This window comes from Sphingobium sp. IP1 (assembly GCF_002708645.1).
GTDB lineage: Bacteria > Pseudomonadota > Alphaproteobacteria > Sphingomonadales > Sphingomonadaceae > Sphingobium > Sphingobium yanoikuyae.
This window is the reverse complement of record NZ_NOIW01000001.1, coordinates 35,499-53,359: the sequence shown is the minus strand read 5'-3', so window position 1 is coordinate 53,359 and position 17,861 is coordinate 35,499. Positions and strand designations below refer to the sequence as shown.

The following is a 17,861-nucleotide window of genomic DNA, read 5'->3' as shown; positions in this document are numbered from 1 at the left end:
GCAGGATATCATAAATGCAGGCAAGCTGACGGATATGCATATTCATCCTGCAAAAATGCCGCCCCCATGAACTGGGACGATCTGCGCCTGTTCCTGGCGGTGGCGCGCACCGAGCGATTGAGCGCGGCGGCGGCGATGACCAAGATGGACGCCACGACCATATCGCGGCGGATCAAGCGGCTGGAGCAGGCGCTGGAGCAACGCCTGTTCGAGCATACGCCGGCCGGCCATGTGCTGACCGACCATGGCACCCGCCTGCTGGAACAGGCCGAACGGATGGAGGCGGCGGCGCTGGGGGTGCAGCGGAGCGGCAGCGCGGCCGGCGCGCAGATGGCCGGGACGATCCGCCTGAGCGCATCGGAGGGCTTTGGCAGCCGGGTGATCGCGCCGCATCTGCGCAGCTTCACCGCCGACCATCCCCGGATCGAGATCGACCTGGTGGCGTCGAGCGGCTTCCTCAACCCCTCCCGGCGCGAGGCGGACATCGCGGTGATGCTGGCCCGGCCCAAGACCGGCCCGCTGATCACCCGCAAGCTGACCGACTATCATCTCGGCCTCTACGCCACACCCGCTTACCTGGACGGCGCGCCGCCGTTGAAGGCCAAAGGCGACCTGCTGCGCCATGTGCTGGTCGGCTATGTCCCCGATCAGATCTATGCGCCCGAACTACGCTATCTGGCGGAAGTCGATGCCCGGCTGGAACCGGCGATCCGGTCGAGCAGCATCAACGCCCAGGCGGAGATCATCGCCAGCGGTGCAGGCTGCGGCATATTGCCCTGCTTCATCGGCGACGCCATGCCGGGACTGGTCCGCGTCCTGCCCGAGGCGGTCGATATCCAGCGCAGCTTCTGGCTGGTGGTGCCCCGCGACCTGCGCGGCATTGCCCGGATCGACCAGTTTGTCGGCTGGCTGGTCGCGACCAGCGAGCGGTTGCGACCGATGATGCTGGGCGTGGGTTAGGACTGCGGGGCCGCCGCGCGGCCGATCCGGGACCGCTCGAACCACCAGAGCAGGGCGCTGGCGATCAGCCATCCGAGAAGCCAGGGCCAGGACGGACCGGGAACGGATCGTCCGCCAATCATGACGTCGCTCTTTTTATCGGCGCCCTGCAGCAGGGCCATGGCCTGATGCATCTGCGCGATGCGCAAGGCCGGCAGGGCATTGGCGGGATAGATGTAGAAGGCGGCGAATGCGCCATCCGCCCGGCGCAACTGATGCCATCCCGCCCGATCGGGCCACCAGGCGGCGCAATCGCCGGTCGCGGGATCGATCGCCAAGGGCGCGCCATCGATATGGGCGCCCGGCTTCAGGCCGCACAAGCTGATCCGCTCGCCAACCCAGGCCGGGCCGGTGAAGGCGGGAACAGACCCCGGTGCCGGGCGCACGACGGCGGTCATCATCCGCCCCCACCACTCGCCGTAAAGATCGCCCCGGCCGCTCAGCACCAGGCCGAAGCTGTCGAGGCCGGTCCAGACCGCGACCCGGCCCGCGCCAAGCGCGCGCCAGGCGGCGAGCGGCGTGCCGCCGGCGTCCTGCACCAGTGGCACCGCGTCGCGGCCGGCCGGGACGCCGTCCATGCGGGTCGCTTCGGGCAGGAGGTCGTCGCCGATATTGAGGTCCGCAGGGATGTCGGCGCTGCCGATGCCTGCACGGGTGCGGGCGCGATCGGCGGCCAGCGGCGCCGGCAGGGCGATCGGCGCGACGCCATTGCCGCCGGACAGATCGAAACCCAGCGCGCGCCACTGGCCGCGCAGCGCGCCGTCGGCCGGGCCGCTGCCGCGCAGGATCAGGCCCATGCCGCCGCGCACCGCTTCCAGCACCGCGCCGCGTCCGCCGCCAAGGCCGGACCAGGCGCGATCGTCGACAACCAGCAGGTCATAGTGGCGCAGGCTGGCGGCGTTGATCGCCACCGGTGCGTCGCCCAGCGCAACCCCGCCGCCCGCGCTCATGTTGACGGTGACGGCATAGCCGGCGTCGGTCGCCCAACGGCGCAGATATTTGACCTCCGGCCCCGGCGCCCCGGCGAGGATCAGCAGGCGCGGCGCGGCATCGCCCTCGACCAGCAGCGGTACCGCCGCCTGTTCGACCAGCCCGCCATCGGCGCGGCGCAGACGCAGGGTGAATTCGGCGGTGCCGGCGGCGCGCGCGGTGCCGGTCAGGCTGAAGCGGCCATCGGCATCCACCGGGGCGGCATCAGTGACGCGCCCGGCGGGATCGAGCAATTCGACCTGCGCCTTGGGCAGGCCGGCAACCTGTCCGCCGACGGCGAAGGTTGCGCCCGGCGCGATCCGTTCGGGTCTGGCCAGGGCGATCAGGCCAGGACGGGGCGGCGGCGGCGTGTAATCGATCGCCAGTCCCCGTGCGGCATCGCGGTCGCGGGCGACGAGGCCCTGCCCCAGGATGATCAGGCGGCGCGTGTCGGGATAGCGACGCAGCGCGGTCGCCAGATCCGGCACCGCCTGCGCGCCCGCCATGTCCGGCGCTTCGGGCAGCGCAACCAGATGCGCACCCTTGCCGGCCGAGGCGAAGCGCGAACTGCCCTGGGTCGCGACGGTCAGCGTGCCGCTTGCCACCGGCAGCGCGGGTGGGAAGAGGCCAAAATAGAGGAGCAGCGCGACAACCGGCTGGAGCAACAGCAGGGCAGCGAGGCGCCATAGGCGCGCGCCCAGATCGCCGGCCGAACGCTGCCACAAGAGCAGCCTTCCCCAGCCGACCAGCACGGCCGCGCCGAGGAGCAGCGCGGTGATGAGTTGCGCATTCATGGCCGTCCCCCGATCGCGCCGAGATAGCGGGCGCCGGCAACGTCGGCCGGCCGCCGCCGCGCCACGCCGCCCTGCGGCCGCTCCATCGCCATCCACAATTGCGCACGCAACTTGTCGCGACAGGAAGCGCAGCCCGGTTCACGACGAACCGCGTCGATCGCGCCGCTCAAGGCCAGCGGATCGGGCAGGCGCGCCGCATTGCTGCGGGCCCAGCCCTCCAGCGCATCGAGCGGCACCGGTCCCTGCGCCAGCCCGCGCCAGGCGGTGGCGGCCGGGCCGTCATCGCCCTCGACCGCAACCAGCGGCTCGAAATGGCCGGCAATCCCCTCGCGCTTGCCGGTCATGCGCCGGGCGGGATCGATCGGCGGCAGTTCCGGGCCGACGCGCGACAGGAAGATGCGGGTCGCCTGCTGCACTTCCTTGATGAAGCGCAGCGCCTTGTAGGCGAAGGGCAAAGCCAGGTCCGGCCGGCCCTGCTTCAATTGCATTTCCGACTGCCACATCTCGTCCACCGCCTGTTTCAGGATCGCGCGGGTTTCCGGATCCAGGCTGGAGGCGGGGGATTCATCGTGCGGATGGCCAAATTCCGCCAGCACATCCTCCTTCTCGCCAAACACATTGGGCGCCGCGACCGGCGGGCCATGATCATGGCCGTCACCCTCGCCATGGCCATCCGCATCGGCGGTCGGCAGGCTGGGTTCGCCTTCGCTCTCGCCGCCCAGGAACTGGCTGTAGCGGCCGCGCAGGATTTTCTGGTCGTTGCCAATGGAGTTGGATTGCGACAGATATTTGTCGGCCGACAGGCTGCGCTTGCGCTTCAGCAGCGCCTCGGCATCGATGATGATCTGGCGCTGGCTGCGGAAATAGGCCGGCAAAGTGGTGTTGACCATGCCCTGAAGACCACCGCTTTCGGGTGCCTTGGCCGCGGGCCAGCGCAGGATGACACTGGGACCGCGCACTTCCTGCGGCGATGGCACGCGATTGTCGCGCACGATGATCTGCACCACCATGTCGCCGCCGGCCGAAAAGCCGAGTGCGCCGAAATCGAGGCGCGGGGCGAAGCGCCGGTCGCGCGCCGGGCCGGTGCCGGACACGGCGATCTCGCGCTCGGTGAAGCGGATATTCTCGCCCTCGCCAATCGCCAAGGTGATGCGCAGCCGGGCGGTGGCGGCGACGCCATAATCGTCGCTCGCGGCGAAGACCGGCGTCCAGCTGCGCTGGCCCGGCGTCACCATGTTGAGGCTGGCGGCGGGCGCGATCAGCTTCACCTGCGGCGGCGCATCGGCCACGCCGTCGATCCGGTGCAGCGGCGGCAGCGGCCCGCGCCCGGATGCAGGGTCGACGCGGTAGAGGAAGGAGGCATCCAGCGTGCGGCTGGCGATCCAGTGATCGCCATCGCGGCGCAGCGCCACGCCCGCGCCGCCAAGCGGCAGCAACGCCGGCGCGCTCGCCTGCGGATCGAAGCGGAAGGTCCATTCGAGCCGCGATCCGAGCGGCGCGCGGGCGTCGAGCTTGGCCTCGTCACGCAGCGGCAGGCCGGTGTAGGCGGGCGGAATGATGCGCAGATTCTGGGCGACCAGGCGCGGGACGCCGGGCTTTGCGGCAAGGCCTTCGGCGGCGGGAGCCAGCATGACGGGTTTGTCGCTGCCGCGCGGCCAGAACAGCAGGGCCACGATGCCGAGCAGGGCCACGGTCCAGAGCGCGGCGATCGCGCGGCGCGACCAGTCCGGCGCCAGATCCTGCGGCACGCCCTGCCCTAGCCGCTGGTCAAGGCGGGATCGTTGCAGCCGCTGCAGCGGTCCCAAGCCCTGCGGATCGGCGAAGATCAGCGCGCTGCTATCCTCCAGATCGGCGCGGCTCGCGTCGAGGCGGCGGACCAGCCAGGCCTGGTCAAAGTTCCGGGCACGACGGACGATGAGGGCGCCGAGCAGGCCGGCGCCGAGCAGCAGCAGGATCACTGCAGGCACCAGTCCGGCGAAGCGACAGACCAGCGCGCTTGCCAGCAGCAGGATCGGCAGGCCGAGCAGCAGTGTATCAAGCCGCACGCGCCGGCGACTGGGCGTCAGCCAAGTCGAGAGCAGGGCGTCAGCGCTCATGGCGCGATCCCCCGCTTTTTGCTGGTGGCGAACCAGCGTTCGACCAGCAGCAGCGCCGCGATCAGCAGCGCCAGCCAGGGCCGCAAGTCGGCCGGCGGTTGCGGATAGGCGCGTCCGCCGGTCAGCGGCGCATAGGCGGCGGCATCGGCGCGTTGGGGCGCGACGCTCGGCGGCTGGATCAGCGCGCGCAGGCGGACGGGGAAATCGACCTCCAGCAATTGCGGGATCTGCGCGGGCTGCAATGAGCGGGTGAAACGGAGCAGCCGGCCCTTGCCGATCGGCATCGCCTCCACCAGCGGCCGGGCAAGATCATCCTGCCACAGGGGTGCGGGCGTCGCGCCCTGGGGCAGCAAGGCGTCCGACGCGACGATCGCCTGCCCGCCTTGCGCGATCCAGCGTTGCAGCGCTTCGGGCAGACTGCCGGCGCTCATCCAGAACAAGATCTTGTCCGACGGCGGCAGTGCGGCGTTGAGCGGGCCGCTGTCGACATCGGCCGACTTGCCCGCCGGCTGCCAGGCAAGTGCAGCAGCATTGAGGTAACGCAGCCCCGCAGCATGGCTCGCATCGGCTCGGATCGCGATCCGCGGCACCATCACCGGCACAGGCTTGCCCGCCGACATCGCGCCGGGGACGATGCGCCAGTCGACCTTGCGCGACAGGCGCGGCCGCTCCGCATCGGCGCCCTGAATCATCTGCGGCACGATGATGGTGAGCGGCGCGCCCTGCGGCAGCTCAGCGTCCAGCTGGCGCACCAGACTGGCGAGCGGGATGGCGTCGGTCATGATCGGCTTGCCCGGTTCAACGCGGGGATAGCCGGGGGCCAGCCAATGCGCCCTGCCATCGGCCAGCGCCTTGTCGTCCACCGCCGCCGGATCGACGCCCGGCGTCAGCGCGACATAGGGCTGTGTGCTCGCCGCCCCGAACAGTACCGGATGGGCCAGCCACAGCACGACCAGCGTCAGCAGGGCGAGGCGCAGGACGAGCAACAGCCATTCGTCGAACCGTAGCCGGGAACGGGGCTTGGGCTTCTGCCGCAGCCAGCGCAGCGCGGCGAAATCGGTCGGCAATTGCTCGCTGCGCCGGGCGATGTGGATCGCGAGCGGGATCAGCAGCGCCAGCAGGCCGGCCAGCGCGCCGGGGAGCAGCAAGGCGGGCGTCATGAATATTCGGCCGCGTCATGAGCCGGGCGCAGCCGGGGGAGCGGCGGGCCGGCCGGCGCGTCCACCACAGGGGCCGCCGGGGGGTAGCCGACCGCATCGAGCCGGGCATGCAACTCCGCCCGCGCCTCACAGAAACGGCGCAGAAATTCGGCGCGCAGCGCGGGGCCATCGCCCAGCAGCTCCTCGCCCGTCTCCGGATCGCGGAAGCGATAGCCGCCGTCGAACGGGAAATCCCGCTCGCCCACGGTCAGCATCTCGATCACCAGAACCTCGCGCCCGGCCGCCGACAGCTTCTCGACCAGATCGATCGCGCCGGGTTCGAAACAGTCGCTGAGCAAAATCACCAGATCATGCGCGCCGATCCGTTCCCAGACCGGTGCCAATTGCGCGTCGGCGGCAAAGCCCCCTGCAGCCCGCAGCGGCAGCATGTCGAGCAACAGCCGGTCGCGCTGGCGCAGGCCGGTGGCAGGCGGGAGCAGCCGCAGCCCCGTGTCGGAGAGCGCCATCCAGCCGAAGCGATCGCCCTGCTGCATCGCCAGTTCGGCAATGCTCGCGGCGATCCCCTTGGCCGCATCGAGCCGGCCATAATCGGGCCGGATCGCGTCCGCCTGCCCCATCGAGGCGCTGGCATCCATCAATATCCAGACCGCGACCGGGCTTTCCCGTTCCGCCTCGCGGACGAAGAACTTGTCCGACCGGGCATAGAGTTTCCAGTCGATCTGGCGCAGCTCGTCGCCCGGCTCATAGGCGCGATATTGCGCGAATTCGAGGCCCGCCCCCCGGCTATGGCTGTGATGCAAGCCCAGGCCATGCGATCCCACCGCCCGGCGCGTGACGAGGCGCAGGCTTTTCAGCCGGCTCCGCACGTCTGGGGGAATGAAATCGGCCATGATTGCGCGTCCGGATCAGCCGAGCGGCACGGCGCGGACGAGCGCGGCGACGACATCATCGGCACTCTTCCCTTCCGCCTCGGCGGCGAAGGACAGCAGCAGGCGGTGGCGCATCACCGGCCCGGCCAGCGCAACGATATCCTCACGCGTCGCCGCCAGACGGCCCTGCAGCAGCGCCCGCGCCTTGGCCGCCAGGATCAGCGACTGGCCGGCGCGCGGGCCGGCGCCCCATTTCACATATTTGCGGATCTCGTCCGGCGCACCCTCGCCCGGACGGCTCGCCCGCACGATCCGCGTCACCCAGCGCAGCAGATCCTCGCCGAAATGCACGTCGCGCACCAGTTTCTGCAGCGCCAGCACCTCCTCGCCCTGCATCACCGCCGGGACCGCGCCAGGCTTGGCGCCGGTGGTCTGGGCGAGGATGTCATGCTCCTCCTGCTCGGTCGGATAATCGACCCGGATATGGAGGAGGAAGCGGTCGAGCTGCGCTTCGGGCAGCGGATAGGTGCCGGCCTGTTCCAGCGGATTCTGCGTCGCCAGCACGAAAAAGGGCGATGGCAGCTGATAGGTGGTGCCGCCATAGCTGACGGTCCGCTCCTGCATCGCCTCCAGCAGCGCCGCCTGGGTCTTGGGCGGGGTACGGTTGAGTTCGTCGGCCAGCAGCAGGTTGGTGAAGACCGGCCCCTTCTGGAATCGGAAGCTGCGATGGCCGGTGCCATGATCCTCCTCCAGCAATTCGGTGCCGAGAATGTCGCTGGGCATCAGGTCCGGCGTGAACTGCACCCGGCGGAAGTCGAGCTTGAGCGCTTCGCCGAGCGAGCGGACCAGCAAGGTCTTGCCGAGGCCCGGCACCCCTTCGAGCAGGCAATGGCCGCCGGCGAGCAGGCCGATCAGCAACTGTTCGACCACGGCCCCCTGCCCCACGATCGCCTGGCCGATCGCCGCGCGCAATTCGCCCAGGCGCGCCAGTTTCTGCTGGATTTCCGCTTCACTGATATCGGTCATTCCTGTTTCCTTGTTGTCGGCTTTCGGCCGCCAAATTCCTCCCCTGCAAGGGGAGGTGGCAGGCCGCAGGCCTGACGGAGGGGTGTCCCCCTCACGATAGCTTTACACCCCTCCACCGGCTTCGCCGGTCCCCCTCCCCTTAGAGGGGAGGAATGATGACGCCGCCGTCACGACGACAGCGCGTACATCACGATATTGACCGCGAACCTGGTATTATCCTCGGCCAGGAAGCGCTTGTTGCGCCAGTCATAGTCCCACTCGCAGCCATAATCCTTGTTGCTGTAGAGAACGCCCAGGCGCCCGTTCACCTCTATCCCCTTGAGATAGTCGTGGACCAGATCGTCGCCCCAGCCGTTCAGCTCCAGCGCGGTATTGGGCGGCCCGTCAAACTTGAAGAAGCTGCGATAGACCGGGTGGGTCCTGGGCAGCGTCTTCAAGCCCTTGGGGCGGAAAATCTTGGCCATCTGCGCCTCGAACGAGCGCGCGAACAACCCGTCTATGTCGTGGTTGCAATCATCCACCAGGACGAAGCCGCCATTGCGGACATAGCGCTCGAAATTGCACCGCTCGGCCTCCGAGAACTCGACCAGCTTGTGCCCTGCCATGTAGCAGAAGGGCGCGGTCAGCATCTTCGGGTCCGAAAGGGCGATGACATGCTCCTTCGGATCGACCCGCAGCGTCGTATAATCGATCAGCGAGGTGATGAGGTTGGACGGCATGCGCTGGTCGACGTCCCAGTCGCCCGAGTCATAGCGCAGCCGCGTGAACCAGAAATCATAGCCTCCCGCGGCGGCAAGGGGACGGGCCAGCATTGCGCCAGCCAGACCGCCCGCCATCAACCGAAGAAACTCGCCGCGTGTCATCACATCCAATCACATAGGGATTTGCATGATCCTCCCCTGGAAGGGGAGGTGGCTGGCGAAGCCAGACGGAGGGGTGTCCCGCTATCGATAGGGTGACACCCCTCCACCATTGCTTCGCAATGGTCCCCCTCCCCTTCACAGGGGAGGATCACGCACAGCTCAAACCGTCACACCGCGTCCGAGAGCGAGGTGAAGGTGAAGTCGCGCAGCTTCATCGGCGGCACGACGATGTTCATCGACACTTCGTCCGGCGGCACGCGGACCGGGCGACCCAGCTCTTCGACATTGTTGAGCATGATCACCGGGCTCTCGTTGAACCGGAAATTCTTGATCGGATATTTGATCTGGCCGTTCTCGACATAGAAGGTGCCGTCACGGGTCAGGCCGGTCAGCAGCACGGTCTGCGGGTCGACCATGCGGATATACCAGGTGCGGGTGACGAGCACGCCGCGCTCGGTCGAGCGGACTAGATCGGCGGTGGTCTTGGTGCCGCCGGTCATCAGGATATTGCCCATCTGGCCGATCGCAGGCTTGCCCTGCTTGCTCGCCCAGTAGCGGCTGTAATTGAGGTTGGTGACCTTGCCGTCCTTGACCATGTCGACGCGCTGACGGGCGAGGCCATCATCGTCCCAGGGCAGGCAGGGCGCGACCGGATCCCACGGGTCGGTGTAGAAATTGACCTGCGGCCCGAACACCTGTTCGCCCAGCTTGTTGCCGCCGCCCTTCTTCGACAGGAAGCTGCGGCCCTCGTCCGCCTCGCGCGCGCCGAAGAAGTAGAACATGAAACCGATCAGGCCAGCGGCCGCCATCGGTTCCAGGATCACGGTATATTTGCCCGGCTCCAGCGCCTTGGCCTCGGACGAGGCCGATGCCTTGCGCATGGCGATCTGGATATCGCTGTCTGCCTTGAAGCGGGTGGCGTCCTGCGTGTCGGTGCCGACCCAGCCGGAACCCCGGCCATCTTCGGTACGGACGGTGCAGGTATAATCCAGCATGGTCGAACGCTGATAGCCGAAATTGCCCTTGCTGTTGGCGATCGCGACGAAGCTCTGATTATCCTCCAGATAGCCGGCCGCGATCAGCTTCTGCGACTTGCAGGCAGTGATCGAGGTCGACGCCACCTGGGCGCGATATTCGGGCGTGATGTCGGCGGTCGACTGGGCGAAGGTCGGGCTCGCCTTATAGGCCTGCCTGTCCACCGCCGGCATGAATTCCGGATTGTCAGGGGCCAGATTGGCCAGCGTTTCGGCGCGGCGCACCACGCGTTCCAGCGAGGCATCGTCAAACTGGTTGATGGTGGCGGTGCCGACCTTCTTGCCATAGGCGACCTGGACCGCAAGCTCGATATCGTCGGTCAGCCCCGCGGTCGACACGTCGTTGCGGGCAAAGCGGATATTGCCCTGGATCTTGCCGGTCAGTTGCGCGGTGCACTCGTCGGCCTTCGACAGGGCGACGACCTTGGTCAGGATGGCCTTGGCCTGCGCTTCGGTAAGGATGCTCATGTTCTTGTCTCCCTAAGCGATCAGCCGAGCGAACGCGCGGTGTTGATGACGTTGATACCGTTGAAGCGCGCGGTCGAAGACCCGTGCGACACGGCGGAGACCTGGGCCGGCTGGCCCTTGCCGTCGAAGAAGGAGCCACCCAGGCGATAATCGCTCTGGTCGCAGACGCCGACGCAGGCATTCCAGAATTCCGGGGTGCGGATCTGGTAGGCGACATCCTCGATCTGCTGGGTGATCTTGCCGTTCTTGATCTCGTAGAAGAGCTGGCCGCCAAACTGGGCGTTGTAACGCTGCTGGTCGATCGAGAAGCTGCCGTCGCCGATGATGTAGATGCCGTCCTCGACACCCGCGATCATGTCGGCAACGCTCTGCTTGGTCTTGCCCGGTTCCAGGCTGACATTGGCCATGCGCTGGAACTGCACATTGGACCAGCTATCGGCATAGGCGCAGCCGTCCGATTCCTTCTTGCCCTCGATATGGGCCTGGTCACGGATCGCCTGATAGCCGACCAGCTTGCCGTCGCGGATCAGATCCCACTTCTTGGTCTTCACGCCCTCGTCATCATAGGCGACCGCGCCCAGGCTGCCGGGCTGAACCTTGTCGGCGACGATGTTCACCTTGTCGCTGCCATATTGGAAATGGGCCTGCAGCTTGTCCATCGTGGCGAAGCTGGTGCCGGCATAGTTCGCCTCATAGCCCAGCACGCGGTCCAGTTCGAGCGGATGGCCGACGGATTCGTGGATGGTCAGCCAGGTGTGCGACGGATCGAGCACCAGGTCATATTTGCCCGGCTTGACCGACGGCGCCTTGAGCTTCGCACGCGCCTGCTTGGCGGCCGCGATCGCGTCTTCCTTCATGTCATAGCTGTTGCCATAGACGGTGACGCCATTGGGCAGCACGGTCTTGCCGCTGGCGGCGCCGTCCAGATATTCGAAGCCCAGGCCCATCGGCGAGGACAGCCCCTCGCGCGTGCGGAACTTGCCGCTGGTCTTGTCGACCGCGGTGACCGTCATCGGTGCCCAGATGCGGTGGACATCCTGGTCGATATAGCTGCCATCGGTGCTGGCGAAATATTTCTGCTCATTGACCAGGAACAGGATCGAATTGACGAAGTCGGCGCCTGCTTCCATCGCGGCGGCGTTCACGCCCATCAGCAGCTCGACCTTGTCCTTGATCGGCACGGCCATGCTGTTCTTGACGATCGGCGTCTTCCAGCTGACCTCGCCCGCGCCCTTGACCGGGGCGAGCTGGACCGGCGCGCTCTGCTGCGGCGCATTCGCCTTGGCGATGGCGACCGCCTGCTGCGCGGCCTTGGCGACCGCTTCCTTGCTCAGTTCATTGGTGGCGGCAAAGCCCCAGGCGCCATTGGCGAGAACGCGGATGCCGACACCGGTGGATTCGGTGTTGACGATATTCTCGACGTTCTTTTCGCGGGTGATGACGAACTGGCGCAGATAGCGGCCGACGCGCACGTCGCAATAGCTGGCGCCGGCGCTCTTGGCCGCGTTCATCGCGGCGTCGGCCAGCCCCTTCTTGAAACCGACGTCGAGCGCGCTGTTCAGATCCTCTGCTGCAATGACCTTGCCGAAAAAGGACGGCAGGACGAGCCCGCCGACACCCATGGTGCCAAAGGCCAGGAAGTCGCGTCTATGCAAGATAGCCTCCACTGGAATGCCCGCAGATCGCGGGTCTGTCTTGTCGCGAAGGCCACCCCCTTGGCACCCCCCGCGTGGATGGCGCGGATCATTGCGAGCCGGACAGGTGAGGTCAAACGGCTTTTCCGAGCGACAAGGCGTGGCATGCGGGCTTTCGACCAACCGGCAACACAGGCCGACGAACGACATGTGCGGCGGGCCAGCGTCTGCACGCGCGGCGCTACGGCTATAGATTCGCTATAATTGCCAGTCAGTTAGCCATAGTCACAAGCTGACAGCAGGCTCAGGCGTCGGCCCAGCGGCGCAGCAGATTATGATAGACGCCGGTCAGGCGGATCACCTGCGCATCGTCATGGCCGCGATCGAGCGCCAGTTGCTGGATCGAACTGTCGAGATCGAACAGCATCTGGCGCGCGGCGTCGTCACGGATCATCGACTGCATCCAGAAGAAACTGGCGACGCGGCGCCCCTGCGTCACCGGTTCGACCCGATGCAGCGAGGAGGAGGGATAGAGCACCGCCTGCCCCGCCGGCAGCTTCACCTGCTGCACGCCGAAATGGGTCTCGATCGTCAGTTCGCCACCCTCATAGCTTTCCGGCTCCTCCAGGAAGACGGTGATCGACAGGTCGGACCGGACGCGGAAGCCGGTGCCGGCCTGGATGCGCACGGCATTGTCGACATGGGTGCCGAACGCCTGCCCCCCGGCATAGCTGTTGAACAGGGGCGGAAAGATCTTGAGCGGCAGCGCGGCGGCGATGAACAGCGGCGATCGACCGAGCGCATCGAGAATCATCTGCCCCGCCTGGCGCGCTTCCGGCGCGCTTTCGGGCAATTGCAGGTTGCGCTTGGCCAGTGCCGACTGATGGCCGGAGGTGACATTGCCATCGACCCATTGCGCCGCATCGATCAGCGCGCGGATGTGGGCGACGCCGGCGGCATCGATCAGGTCGGGAATGACGATCAGCATGAAGGATACTCCGGGGCGGGATGGCCTGGGCCTGCGGTCGCGCAAGGCGCGCCGGTGAGGCGCTGTCGATCAGGCCTTGTCGGTGCGGATGACGAAGGGGATTTCGACCACGCCCTTCACCCGCACGGCCTGACCGTCACGGATGATCGGGCGCCAGCGCCAATGCTTGACCGCATCGCGCGCGGCATCATCCAGTCGCGCGAAGCCGCTGCTGCGGGCGATGCCGATGCTCTCGACGCCGCCGTCGGTGCCGACCACCAGCGCCAGGACGACCGTACCCTGCTCGCGCTTGCGCCGGCTGTCGATCGGATAGCGGGGCGGCTTGCCCGACACCATCTGCGCGCCGATATCGCCGGCTTGGACGACCGAAGGGGCGGCGGCAGCCATGACCGGCGCGGCAGGGGCCGGCGGCGATGGCGGGGCCGACACCGCGACCGGCGATGGCGCGGGGACCGGATCGGGCGTGGTGGCGATCTGCACCGGCGGGACCGGCGTCTGGACGATCGGCGGCGGCGCGACGACCGGCGGAGGCTCAATCGGCTTGTCCGGCGGCGGCGGCGGCGGCTCCTCGTCAGGTGGCGGGGGCTCCTCCTTCACGTCGATCACGTTCAGCTGTTCCGCCGCCTTTTTGACATATTTCATGCCAAGACCGGTGACGAAGGCATAGCCGAGAACAGCGTGAATCAGGGCGACGATGACGATCGATATCGTACGACTCGATCCTTGCGAGTGGTCAGCATAGGCCATTCGGCAACGACACTCCTTAACTCATCTTACCAGTGGGTTGTACAAATCAGCCAAAAACGGCCCGAGCTGCCCGGGGCTATCCCCGACCACCTTTGGCCCTTATCCGTCCATTTGCTACCGTGCGAACTCCTATCGCGGCGCATCGTGGCACGCAAACGCTTTATCGAACTACCGGCTTGCGTTTACCATCACACACCGGAATGACTTGCCTGTGACATCCCTGCCACGGGCTGATAGCATAGGACGAAGATGCAGAAGAAATCCACCACGGCCATGAAGACGCTCGCCTCGCTGTGCCTCATTTCGGCCTCATATACCGCCGTTTTCCCGGCATTTTCTCAGACAAATTCGATGACAGCGCAATCATCGACGATCGCCGCCGGATTGACCTATGCCGACATTGCCGACCTTTCCGATGCGGCGCCGCTGGTTGCCAACGTGCGCATTAGCAACATCGTCCCGTTGAAGCCCGAACAGGCTCCGGACGTCCCTGCGGGCTATCGCAGGGTCTATGTCGAGGCCGAAGTGACCGCACTGATTCGCGGTGAAGGGGGCATAAGCCCGACCCTCGGCTATCTTTATGACGCTCGCCTTGATTCGAAGGGCAAGATACCCAAGCTGAAAAAGGCACAGGTGCTGCTGTTCGCCCGTCCGGGCGGGCGTCCGGGCCAGATTCAGTTGATCGCGCGCGATGCGCAGATCGCCGCCACCCCCGCCGAGGTCGAACGGGTGAAGGCGGTGCTGTCCGCCCTGGTCGCACCCGATGCCGCACCGCGAATCATCGGCCTGGGCGACGCTTTCCATGTGGCAGGCACGATCGCCGGCGAAGGCGAGACCCAGATTTTCCTGCGCACCGAAAATGGCGATCCGGTCTCGCTGTCGATCATCCGCCGCCCCGGACAACAGCCCAGCTGGGCCGTGGCGCTGGGCGAAATCGTCGACGAAGCCGCCCGCGCCCCTGCCCCCGGCAGCCTGCTCTGGTATCGGTTGAGCTGCAGCCTGCCGGCCACTTTGCCGGCCCGGTCGGTCCGCACCCTGGCAGTGCAGGACGCCGAAGCCGCCCGCGCCGATTACCAGTTCGTCCTGAACGCACTTGGCCGGTGCGCACGCAATCGAAAGCCGAGCTGACCCCCTACGCACTTATCTTTCAATCGGGCGCCGCTGTGCTTTTCCTTGGACAGCGGCGCTCGGGCCGCTATCAGCGCGGCTCTTACAGTGCGAAGGACCAGGAAACGCCATGACCAATCTCCACCGCCATGCCCCGCTGCGCGTCGCGCTCGTTGGCCTCGGAACGGTGGGTGGCGGCGTCATTCGCCTGCTCAACACCAATGGCGACCTGATTGCCCGCCGGGCCGGCTGCCCGGTGCAGGTGGTCGCCATCTCCGCGCGCGACCGCAACAAGGATCGCGGCGTCGACCTGTCCCCCTATGAATGGGTCGACGACATGACGACGCTGGCGACCCGCGACGATATCGACGTGGTGGTCGAACTGATCGGTGGCGCCGATGGCCCGGCCCTCACCCTCGCCCGCCAGTGCCTGGCCGCCGGCAAGCCGTTCGTCACCGCGAACAAGGCGATGCTGGCCCATCATGGCCTGGACCTTGCCAGCCGCGCCGAGAAGGCCGGCGTGGCGCTCAAATATGAAGCCGCGGTCGCCGGCGGCATCCCGGTGATCAAGGGCATGCGCGAAGGCGCGGCCGCCAACGAGATCAGCCGCGTCTATGGCATCCTCAACGGCACCTGCAATTACATCCTGACCACCATGGAGAAGGAAGGCCGGGGCTTTGACGAGGTGCTGAAGGAAGCCCAGGAACTGGGCTATGCCGAGGCCGATCCGAGCTTCGACATTGACGGCGTCGATGCCGCGCACAAGCTGACCATCCTCGCCAGCCTCGCCTTTGGCACCGAACTGGACTTCGACCATGTCGCCACCACCGGCATCCGCCATGTGATCGCCGCCGACATTGCCGAGGCGGCGGCGCTGGGCTTCCGCATCCGCCTGGTCGGCATGGCGGAGAATGGGCCGGAAGGCCTGTTCCAGCGCGTCCATCCGATGCTGGTGCCGCTCGACCATCCGCTTGCCCATGTCGACGGTTCGCTCAACGCCGTCGTGGCCGAGGGCAATTTCGTCGGTCGCCTCTTCTTCCAGGGGCGTGGCGCGGGCGACGGCCCGACCGCATCGGCGGTGGTCGCCGACCTGATCGACGTGGCGCGCGACGAATATGGCGATGCGCTCGCGATGCCGGTCGCCGCCCTGACCCCGCAGCAGCCGGCAGACGCCGGCCAGCGGATCGGCCGCGCCTATCTGCGCTTCAAGGTGCAGGATCGCCCCGGCGTGCTGGCCGAGATTGCCGCCGCGACCCGCGATGCCGGCGTCTCGATCGAGAGCATGATCCAGCGCGGCGCCAACCAGGCCGATGGCGTGCTGGTGGCGATCGTCACCCATGCCGGCGAGGAACGTTGCGTGCGCGAGACGCTGGAACGGCTGGCCGGCTCCGACAGCCTGCTCGACACGCCGATGGTCATGCATATTCTGGATTGATCGCGCCGGAACCGATGGAATCAGTGCTGGCCAGCGCCCTTGACCGAATCCGGCAGGGGCGGCGGTGGCGCCATGTCGGCGTCGGGGTCGAGCAAATGGGTGATGACCTTGCCGGCCAGCATCGCAGCGCCCAGGATCGGCACGCCGCCACCGACGCAGCCCGTCCCCTGCCCGCCGACGACGCCACAGGCGCCCTGCCTGGGTGCGGCAGCGGACGCGCGCGGTGTATCGCCGGCAAGCGGGCGCCCCTCGACCGGTTCGCGCGGTAGCGGCAGCCTTTCCTTCGCATTGCGTTCCGCCCGGCTGCCGCAGACGACGATGCCGCCGCCGCTGCGATCGCAGGGGCGGACGACGGCGGTGCGCGCCTGATATTGCTCCATCGCGGTGCGCTGGGCGAGCGGCGCTTCATCCACCGGCACGATCTCCTGCGCGGCTGCCAGCGGCAGGCCGATCAGCAAAAGAGGGAAAGACAAGACCCACCGCATGACGACATCTGAACAGTCGAACATGGCGGGATGATGGCAGCGGCTGGACGCTGCGGAATGCCATATAAGGCAAAGGCGCGTCCATCCGTGGCATCACGACTATGAAAAGCTTTGCGAGCCCGGCAAGTTGGGTCGACAAGCAGAGGCGGACATCCTATCGCCCTGCTCTATCAGTTACAGCAGAGGAGTGGCTATGGTGCAGGCTAGTTCGATTCTCGATCGCGTCTTGGTACTCGAAATGGTGCGCGTCACCGAAGCGGCTGCAATCGCCGCATCCAAGCTGGTCGGTCGGGGCGACGAGAAGGCCGCCGACGCCGCTGCGGTCGAGGCGATGCGCCTGGCCTTCAACGACCTCTATATGGACGGCACCGTCGTGATCGGCGAGGGCGAGCGCGACGAGGCGCCGATGCTCTATATCGGCGAGAAGGTCGGCAACGCGATCGGCAAGGGCCCCAAGATCGACATCGCACTCGATCCGCTGGAAGGCACCACCATCACCGCCAAGGCCGGCCCCAATGCGCTGGCCGTGCTGGCCATTTCGGAAGAAGGCGGCCTGCTCAACGCGCCCGACGTCTATATGGACAAGATCGCCGTCGGTCCGGGCTATCCCGACAATATCATCGACCTCAACAAGTCGGTGAAGGAGAATGTCGAGGCGGTGGCCAAGGCCAAGGGCGTCGATCCGCATGAAATCATCGTCTGCGTGCTGGATCGCCCGCGCCACGAGAAGCTGATCGCCGAACTGCGCGCGATCGGTTGCGGCATCATGCTGATCCCGGACGGCGACGTTGCCGGCGTGATCGCGACCACCAATCCCGAAACCACGATCGACATCTATATGGGCTCGGGCGGCGCGCCCGAGGGCGTGCTGGCCTGTGCCGCCCTGCGCTGCGTGGGTGGCCAGTTCAAGGGCCGCCTGCTGTTCCGCAACGATGACGAGAAGCAGCGCGCCTACAAGTGGGGCATCACCGACCTGGACAAGGTCTATGACCTCAAGGAACTGGCCAAGGGCGACTGCATCTTTGCCGCGACCGGCGTGACCGACGGGTCGCTGCTGGCGGGCGTCAAGCATCTGCCGGGCGACAAGCTGACCACCGAGAGCGTGGTGATGCGCGCCAGCACCGGCACCGTGCGCTGGGTCAAGGGCGAGCATCGCGTCGAGCGCAAGGACGCCTGATCGGGCGGAC

The 17,861-nt window shown here is 67.1% G+C and carries 15 protein-coding genes; 4 read left to right on the top strand and 11 right to left on the bottom strand.

Translation table 11 applies throughout. The features are described from left to right. Positions 1–66 precede the first annotated feature (66 nt). Positions 67–960, top strand: coding sequence for a LysR family transcriptional regulator (locus tag CG471_RS00270; protein ID WP_099229768.1), 894 nt, complete (start codon positions 67–69; stop codon positions 958–960). Here CG471_RS00270 and CG471_RS00265 read toward each other — a convergent pair. The 10 genes from CG471_RS00265 to CG471_RS00220 all read right to left on the bottom strand — a co-directional run bounded on the left by CG471_RS00265 (position 957) and on the right by CG471_RS00220 (position 13,647). After that, positions 957–2,762 (bottom strand): hypothetical protein, encoded by a 1,806-nt coding sequence (locus CG471_RS00265; RefSeq protein WP_099229766.1) that lies wholly within the window; start codon positions 2,760–2,762, stop codon positions 957–959. The genes CG471_RS00270 and CG471_RS00265 overlap by 4 nt on opposite strands. After that, positions 2,759–4,858: a DUF4175 family protein gene (locus CG471_RS00260; protein ID WP_099229764.1), complete on the bottom strand. Its 2,100-nt coding sequence runs from the start codon at positions 4,856–4,858 to the stop codon at positions 2,759–2,761. The genes CG471_RS00265 and CG471_RS00260 overlap by 4 nt, the downstream gene beginning before the upstream one ends. After that, positions 4,855–6,018, bottom strand: a complete 1,164-nt coding sequence (locus CG471_RS00255) for a BatA domain-containing protein (RefSeq protein WP_099229762.1) — start codon at positions 6,016–6,018, stop codon at positions 4,855–4,857. The genes CG471_RS00260 and CG471_RS00255 overlap by 4 nt, the downstream gene beginning before the upstream one ends. Beyond that, positions 6,015–6,908 carry a DUF58 domain-containing protein gene (locus CG471_RS00250; RefSeq protein WP_099229760.1) on the bottom strand — a complete coding sequence of 298 codons (894 nt, stop codon included), beginning with the start codon at positions 6,906–6,908 and terminating at the stop codon, positions 6,015–6,017. Before CG471_RS00250 ends, CG471_RS00255 begins: the two co-directional genes overlap by 4 nt. Positions 6,909–6,923: 15 nt before the next feature. Then, positions 6,924–7,913, bottom strand: coding sequence for a MoxR family ATPase (locus tag CG471_RS00245; RefSeq protein ID WP_037509241.1), 990 nt, complete (start codon positions 7,911–7,913; stop codon positions 6,924–6,926). A gap of 167 nt (positions 7,914–8,080) precedes the next feature. After that, positions 8,081–8,776 carry a DUF4159 domain-containing protein gene (locus CG471_RS00240; RefSeq protein ID WP_099229914.1) on the bottom strand — a complete coding sequence of 232 codons (696 nt, stop codon included), beginning with the start codon at positions 8,774–8,776 and terminating at the stop codon, positions 8,081–8,083. Positions 8,777–8,943: 167 nt separating this feature from the next. Next, positions 8,944–10,278 (bottom strand): TldD/PmbA family protein, encoded by a 1,335-nt coding sequence (locus tag CG471_RS00235; protein WP_010335921.1) that lies wholly within the window; start codon positions 10,276–10,278, stop codon positions 8,944–8,946. Positions 10,279–10,298: 20 nt separating this feature from the next. After that, the gene (locus tag CG471_RS00230; RefSeq protein WP_004208452.1) at positions 10,299–11,933 is read right to left on the bottom strand and encodes a TldD/PmbA family protein; all 1,635 of its coding nucleotides are present in this window, start codon (positions 11,931–11,933) and stop codon (positions 10,299–10,301) included. A 283-nt stretch (positions 11,934–12,216) separates the two neighbouring features. Further along, positions 12,217–12,900: a Fe2+-dependent dioxygenase gene (locus tag CG471_RS00225; RefSeq protein WP_037509245.1), complete on the bottom strand. Its 684-nt coding sequence runs from the start codon at positions 12,898–12,900 to the stop codon at positions 12,217–12,219. A 69-nt stretch (positions 12,901–12,969) separates the two neighbouring features. Beyond that, a complete protein-coding gene (locus CG471_RS00220) occupies positions 12,970–13,647 on the bottom strand; it encodes an energy transducer TonB (RefSeq protein WP_099229758.1) in 678 nt (225 codons plus the stop codon). Positions 13,648–13,896: 249 nt separating this feature from the next. Here CG471_RS00220 and CG471_RS00215 point away from each other — a divergent pair, with 249 nt between their 5' ends. Continuing rightward, on the top strand, positions 13,897–14,775 hold the full coding sequence (locus tag CG471_RS00215; RefSeq protein ID WP_099229756.1) for a hypothetical protein: 879 nt from the start codon (positions 13,897–13,899) through the stop codon (positions 14,773–14,775). Between the two features lie 109 nt (positions 14,776–14,884). Then, a complete protein-coding gene (locus tag CG471_RS00210; protein ID WP_010336871.1) occupies positions 14,885–16,189 on the top strand; it encodes a homoserine dehydrogenase in 1,305 nt (434 codons plus the stop codon). A 20-nt stretch (positions 16,190–16,209) separates the two neighbouring features. Here the strand turns inward: CG471_RS00210 and CG471_RS00205 are convergent, their stop codons facing one another. After that, the gene (locus CG471_RS00205; RefSeq protein WP_099229754.1) at positions 16,210–16,647 is read right to left on the bottom strand and encodes a hypothetical protein; all 438 of its coding nucleotides are present in this window, start codon (positions 16,645–16,647) and stop codon (positions 16,210–16,212) included. Between the two features lie 220 nt (positions 16,648–16,867). Here CG471_RS00205 and glpX point away from each other — a divergent pair, with 220 nt between their 5' ends. Continuing rightward, positions 16,868–17,851, top strand: a complete 984-nt coding sequence (gene glpX, locus CG471_RS00200; RefSeq protein ID WP_004209983.1) for a class II fructose-bisphosphatase — start codon at positions 16,868–16,870, stop codon at positions 17,849–17,851. The last annotated feature ends 10 nt before the right edge of the window (positions 17,852–17,861 follow it).

What these genes read in the sequence shown, in the direction of transcription:
- CG471_RS00270 (WP_099229768.1), top strand. Translation starts at nt 67, where the DNA reads ATGAACTGGGACGATCTGCGCCTGTTCCTGGCGGTGGCGCGCACCGAG.
- CG471_RS00265 (WP_099229766.1), bottom strand. Translation starts at nt 2,762, where the DNA reads ATGAATGCGCAACTCATCACCGCGCTGCTCCTCGGCGCGGCCGTGCTG.
- CG471_RS00260 (WP_099229764.1), bottom strand. Translation starts at nt 4,858, where the DNA reads ATGAGCGCTGACGCCCTGCTCTCGACTTGGCTGACGCCCAGTCGCCGG.
- CG471_RS00255 (WP_099229762.1), bottom strand. Translation starts at nt 6,018, where the DNA reads ATGACGCCCGCCTTGCTGCTCCCCGGCGCGCTGGCCGGCCTGCTGGCG.
- CG471_RS00250 (WP_099229760.1), bottom strand. Translation starts at nt 6,908, where the DNA reads ATGGCCGATTTCATTCCCCCAGACGTGCGGAGCCGGCTGAAAAGCCTG.
- CG471_RS00245 (WP_037509241.1), bottom strand. Translation starts at nt 7,913, where the DNA reads ATGACCGATATCAGTGAAGCGGAAATCCAGCAGAAACTGGCGCGCCTG.
- CG471_RS00240 (WP_099229914.1), bottom strand. Translation starts at nt 8,776, where the DNA reads ATGACACGCGGCGAGTTTCTTCGGTTGATGGCGGGCGGTCTGGCTGGC.
- CG471_RS00235 (WP_010335921.1), bottom strand. Translation starts at nt 10,278, where the DNA reads ATGAGCATCCTTACCGAAGCGCAGGCCAAGGCCATCCTGACCAAGGTC.
- CG471_RS00225 (WP_037509245.1), bottom strand. Translation starts at nt 12,900, where the DNA reads ATGCTGATCGTCATTCCCGACCTGATCGATGCCGCCGGCGTCGCCCAC.
- CG471_RS00220 (WP_099229758.1), bottom strand. Translation starts at nt 13,647, where the DNA reads ATGGCCTATGCTGACCACTCGCAAGGATCGAGTCGTACGATATCGATC.
- CG471_RS00215 (WP_099229756.1), top strand. Translation starts at nt 13,897, where the DNA reads ATGCAGAAGAAATCCACCACGGCCATGAAGACGCTCGCCTCGCTGTGC.
- CG471_RS00210 (WP_010336871.1), top strand. Translation starts at nt 14,885, where the DNA reads ATGACCAATCTCCACCGCCATGCCCCGCTGCGCGTCGCGCTCGTTGGC.
- glpX (WP_004209983.1), top strand. Translation starts at nt 16,868, where the DNA reads ATGGTGCAGGCTAGTTCGATTCTCGATCGCGTCTTGGTACTCGAAATG.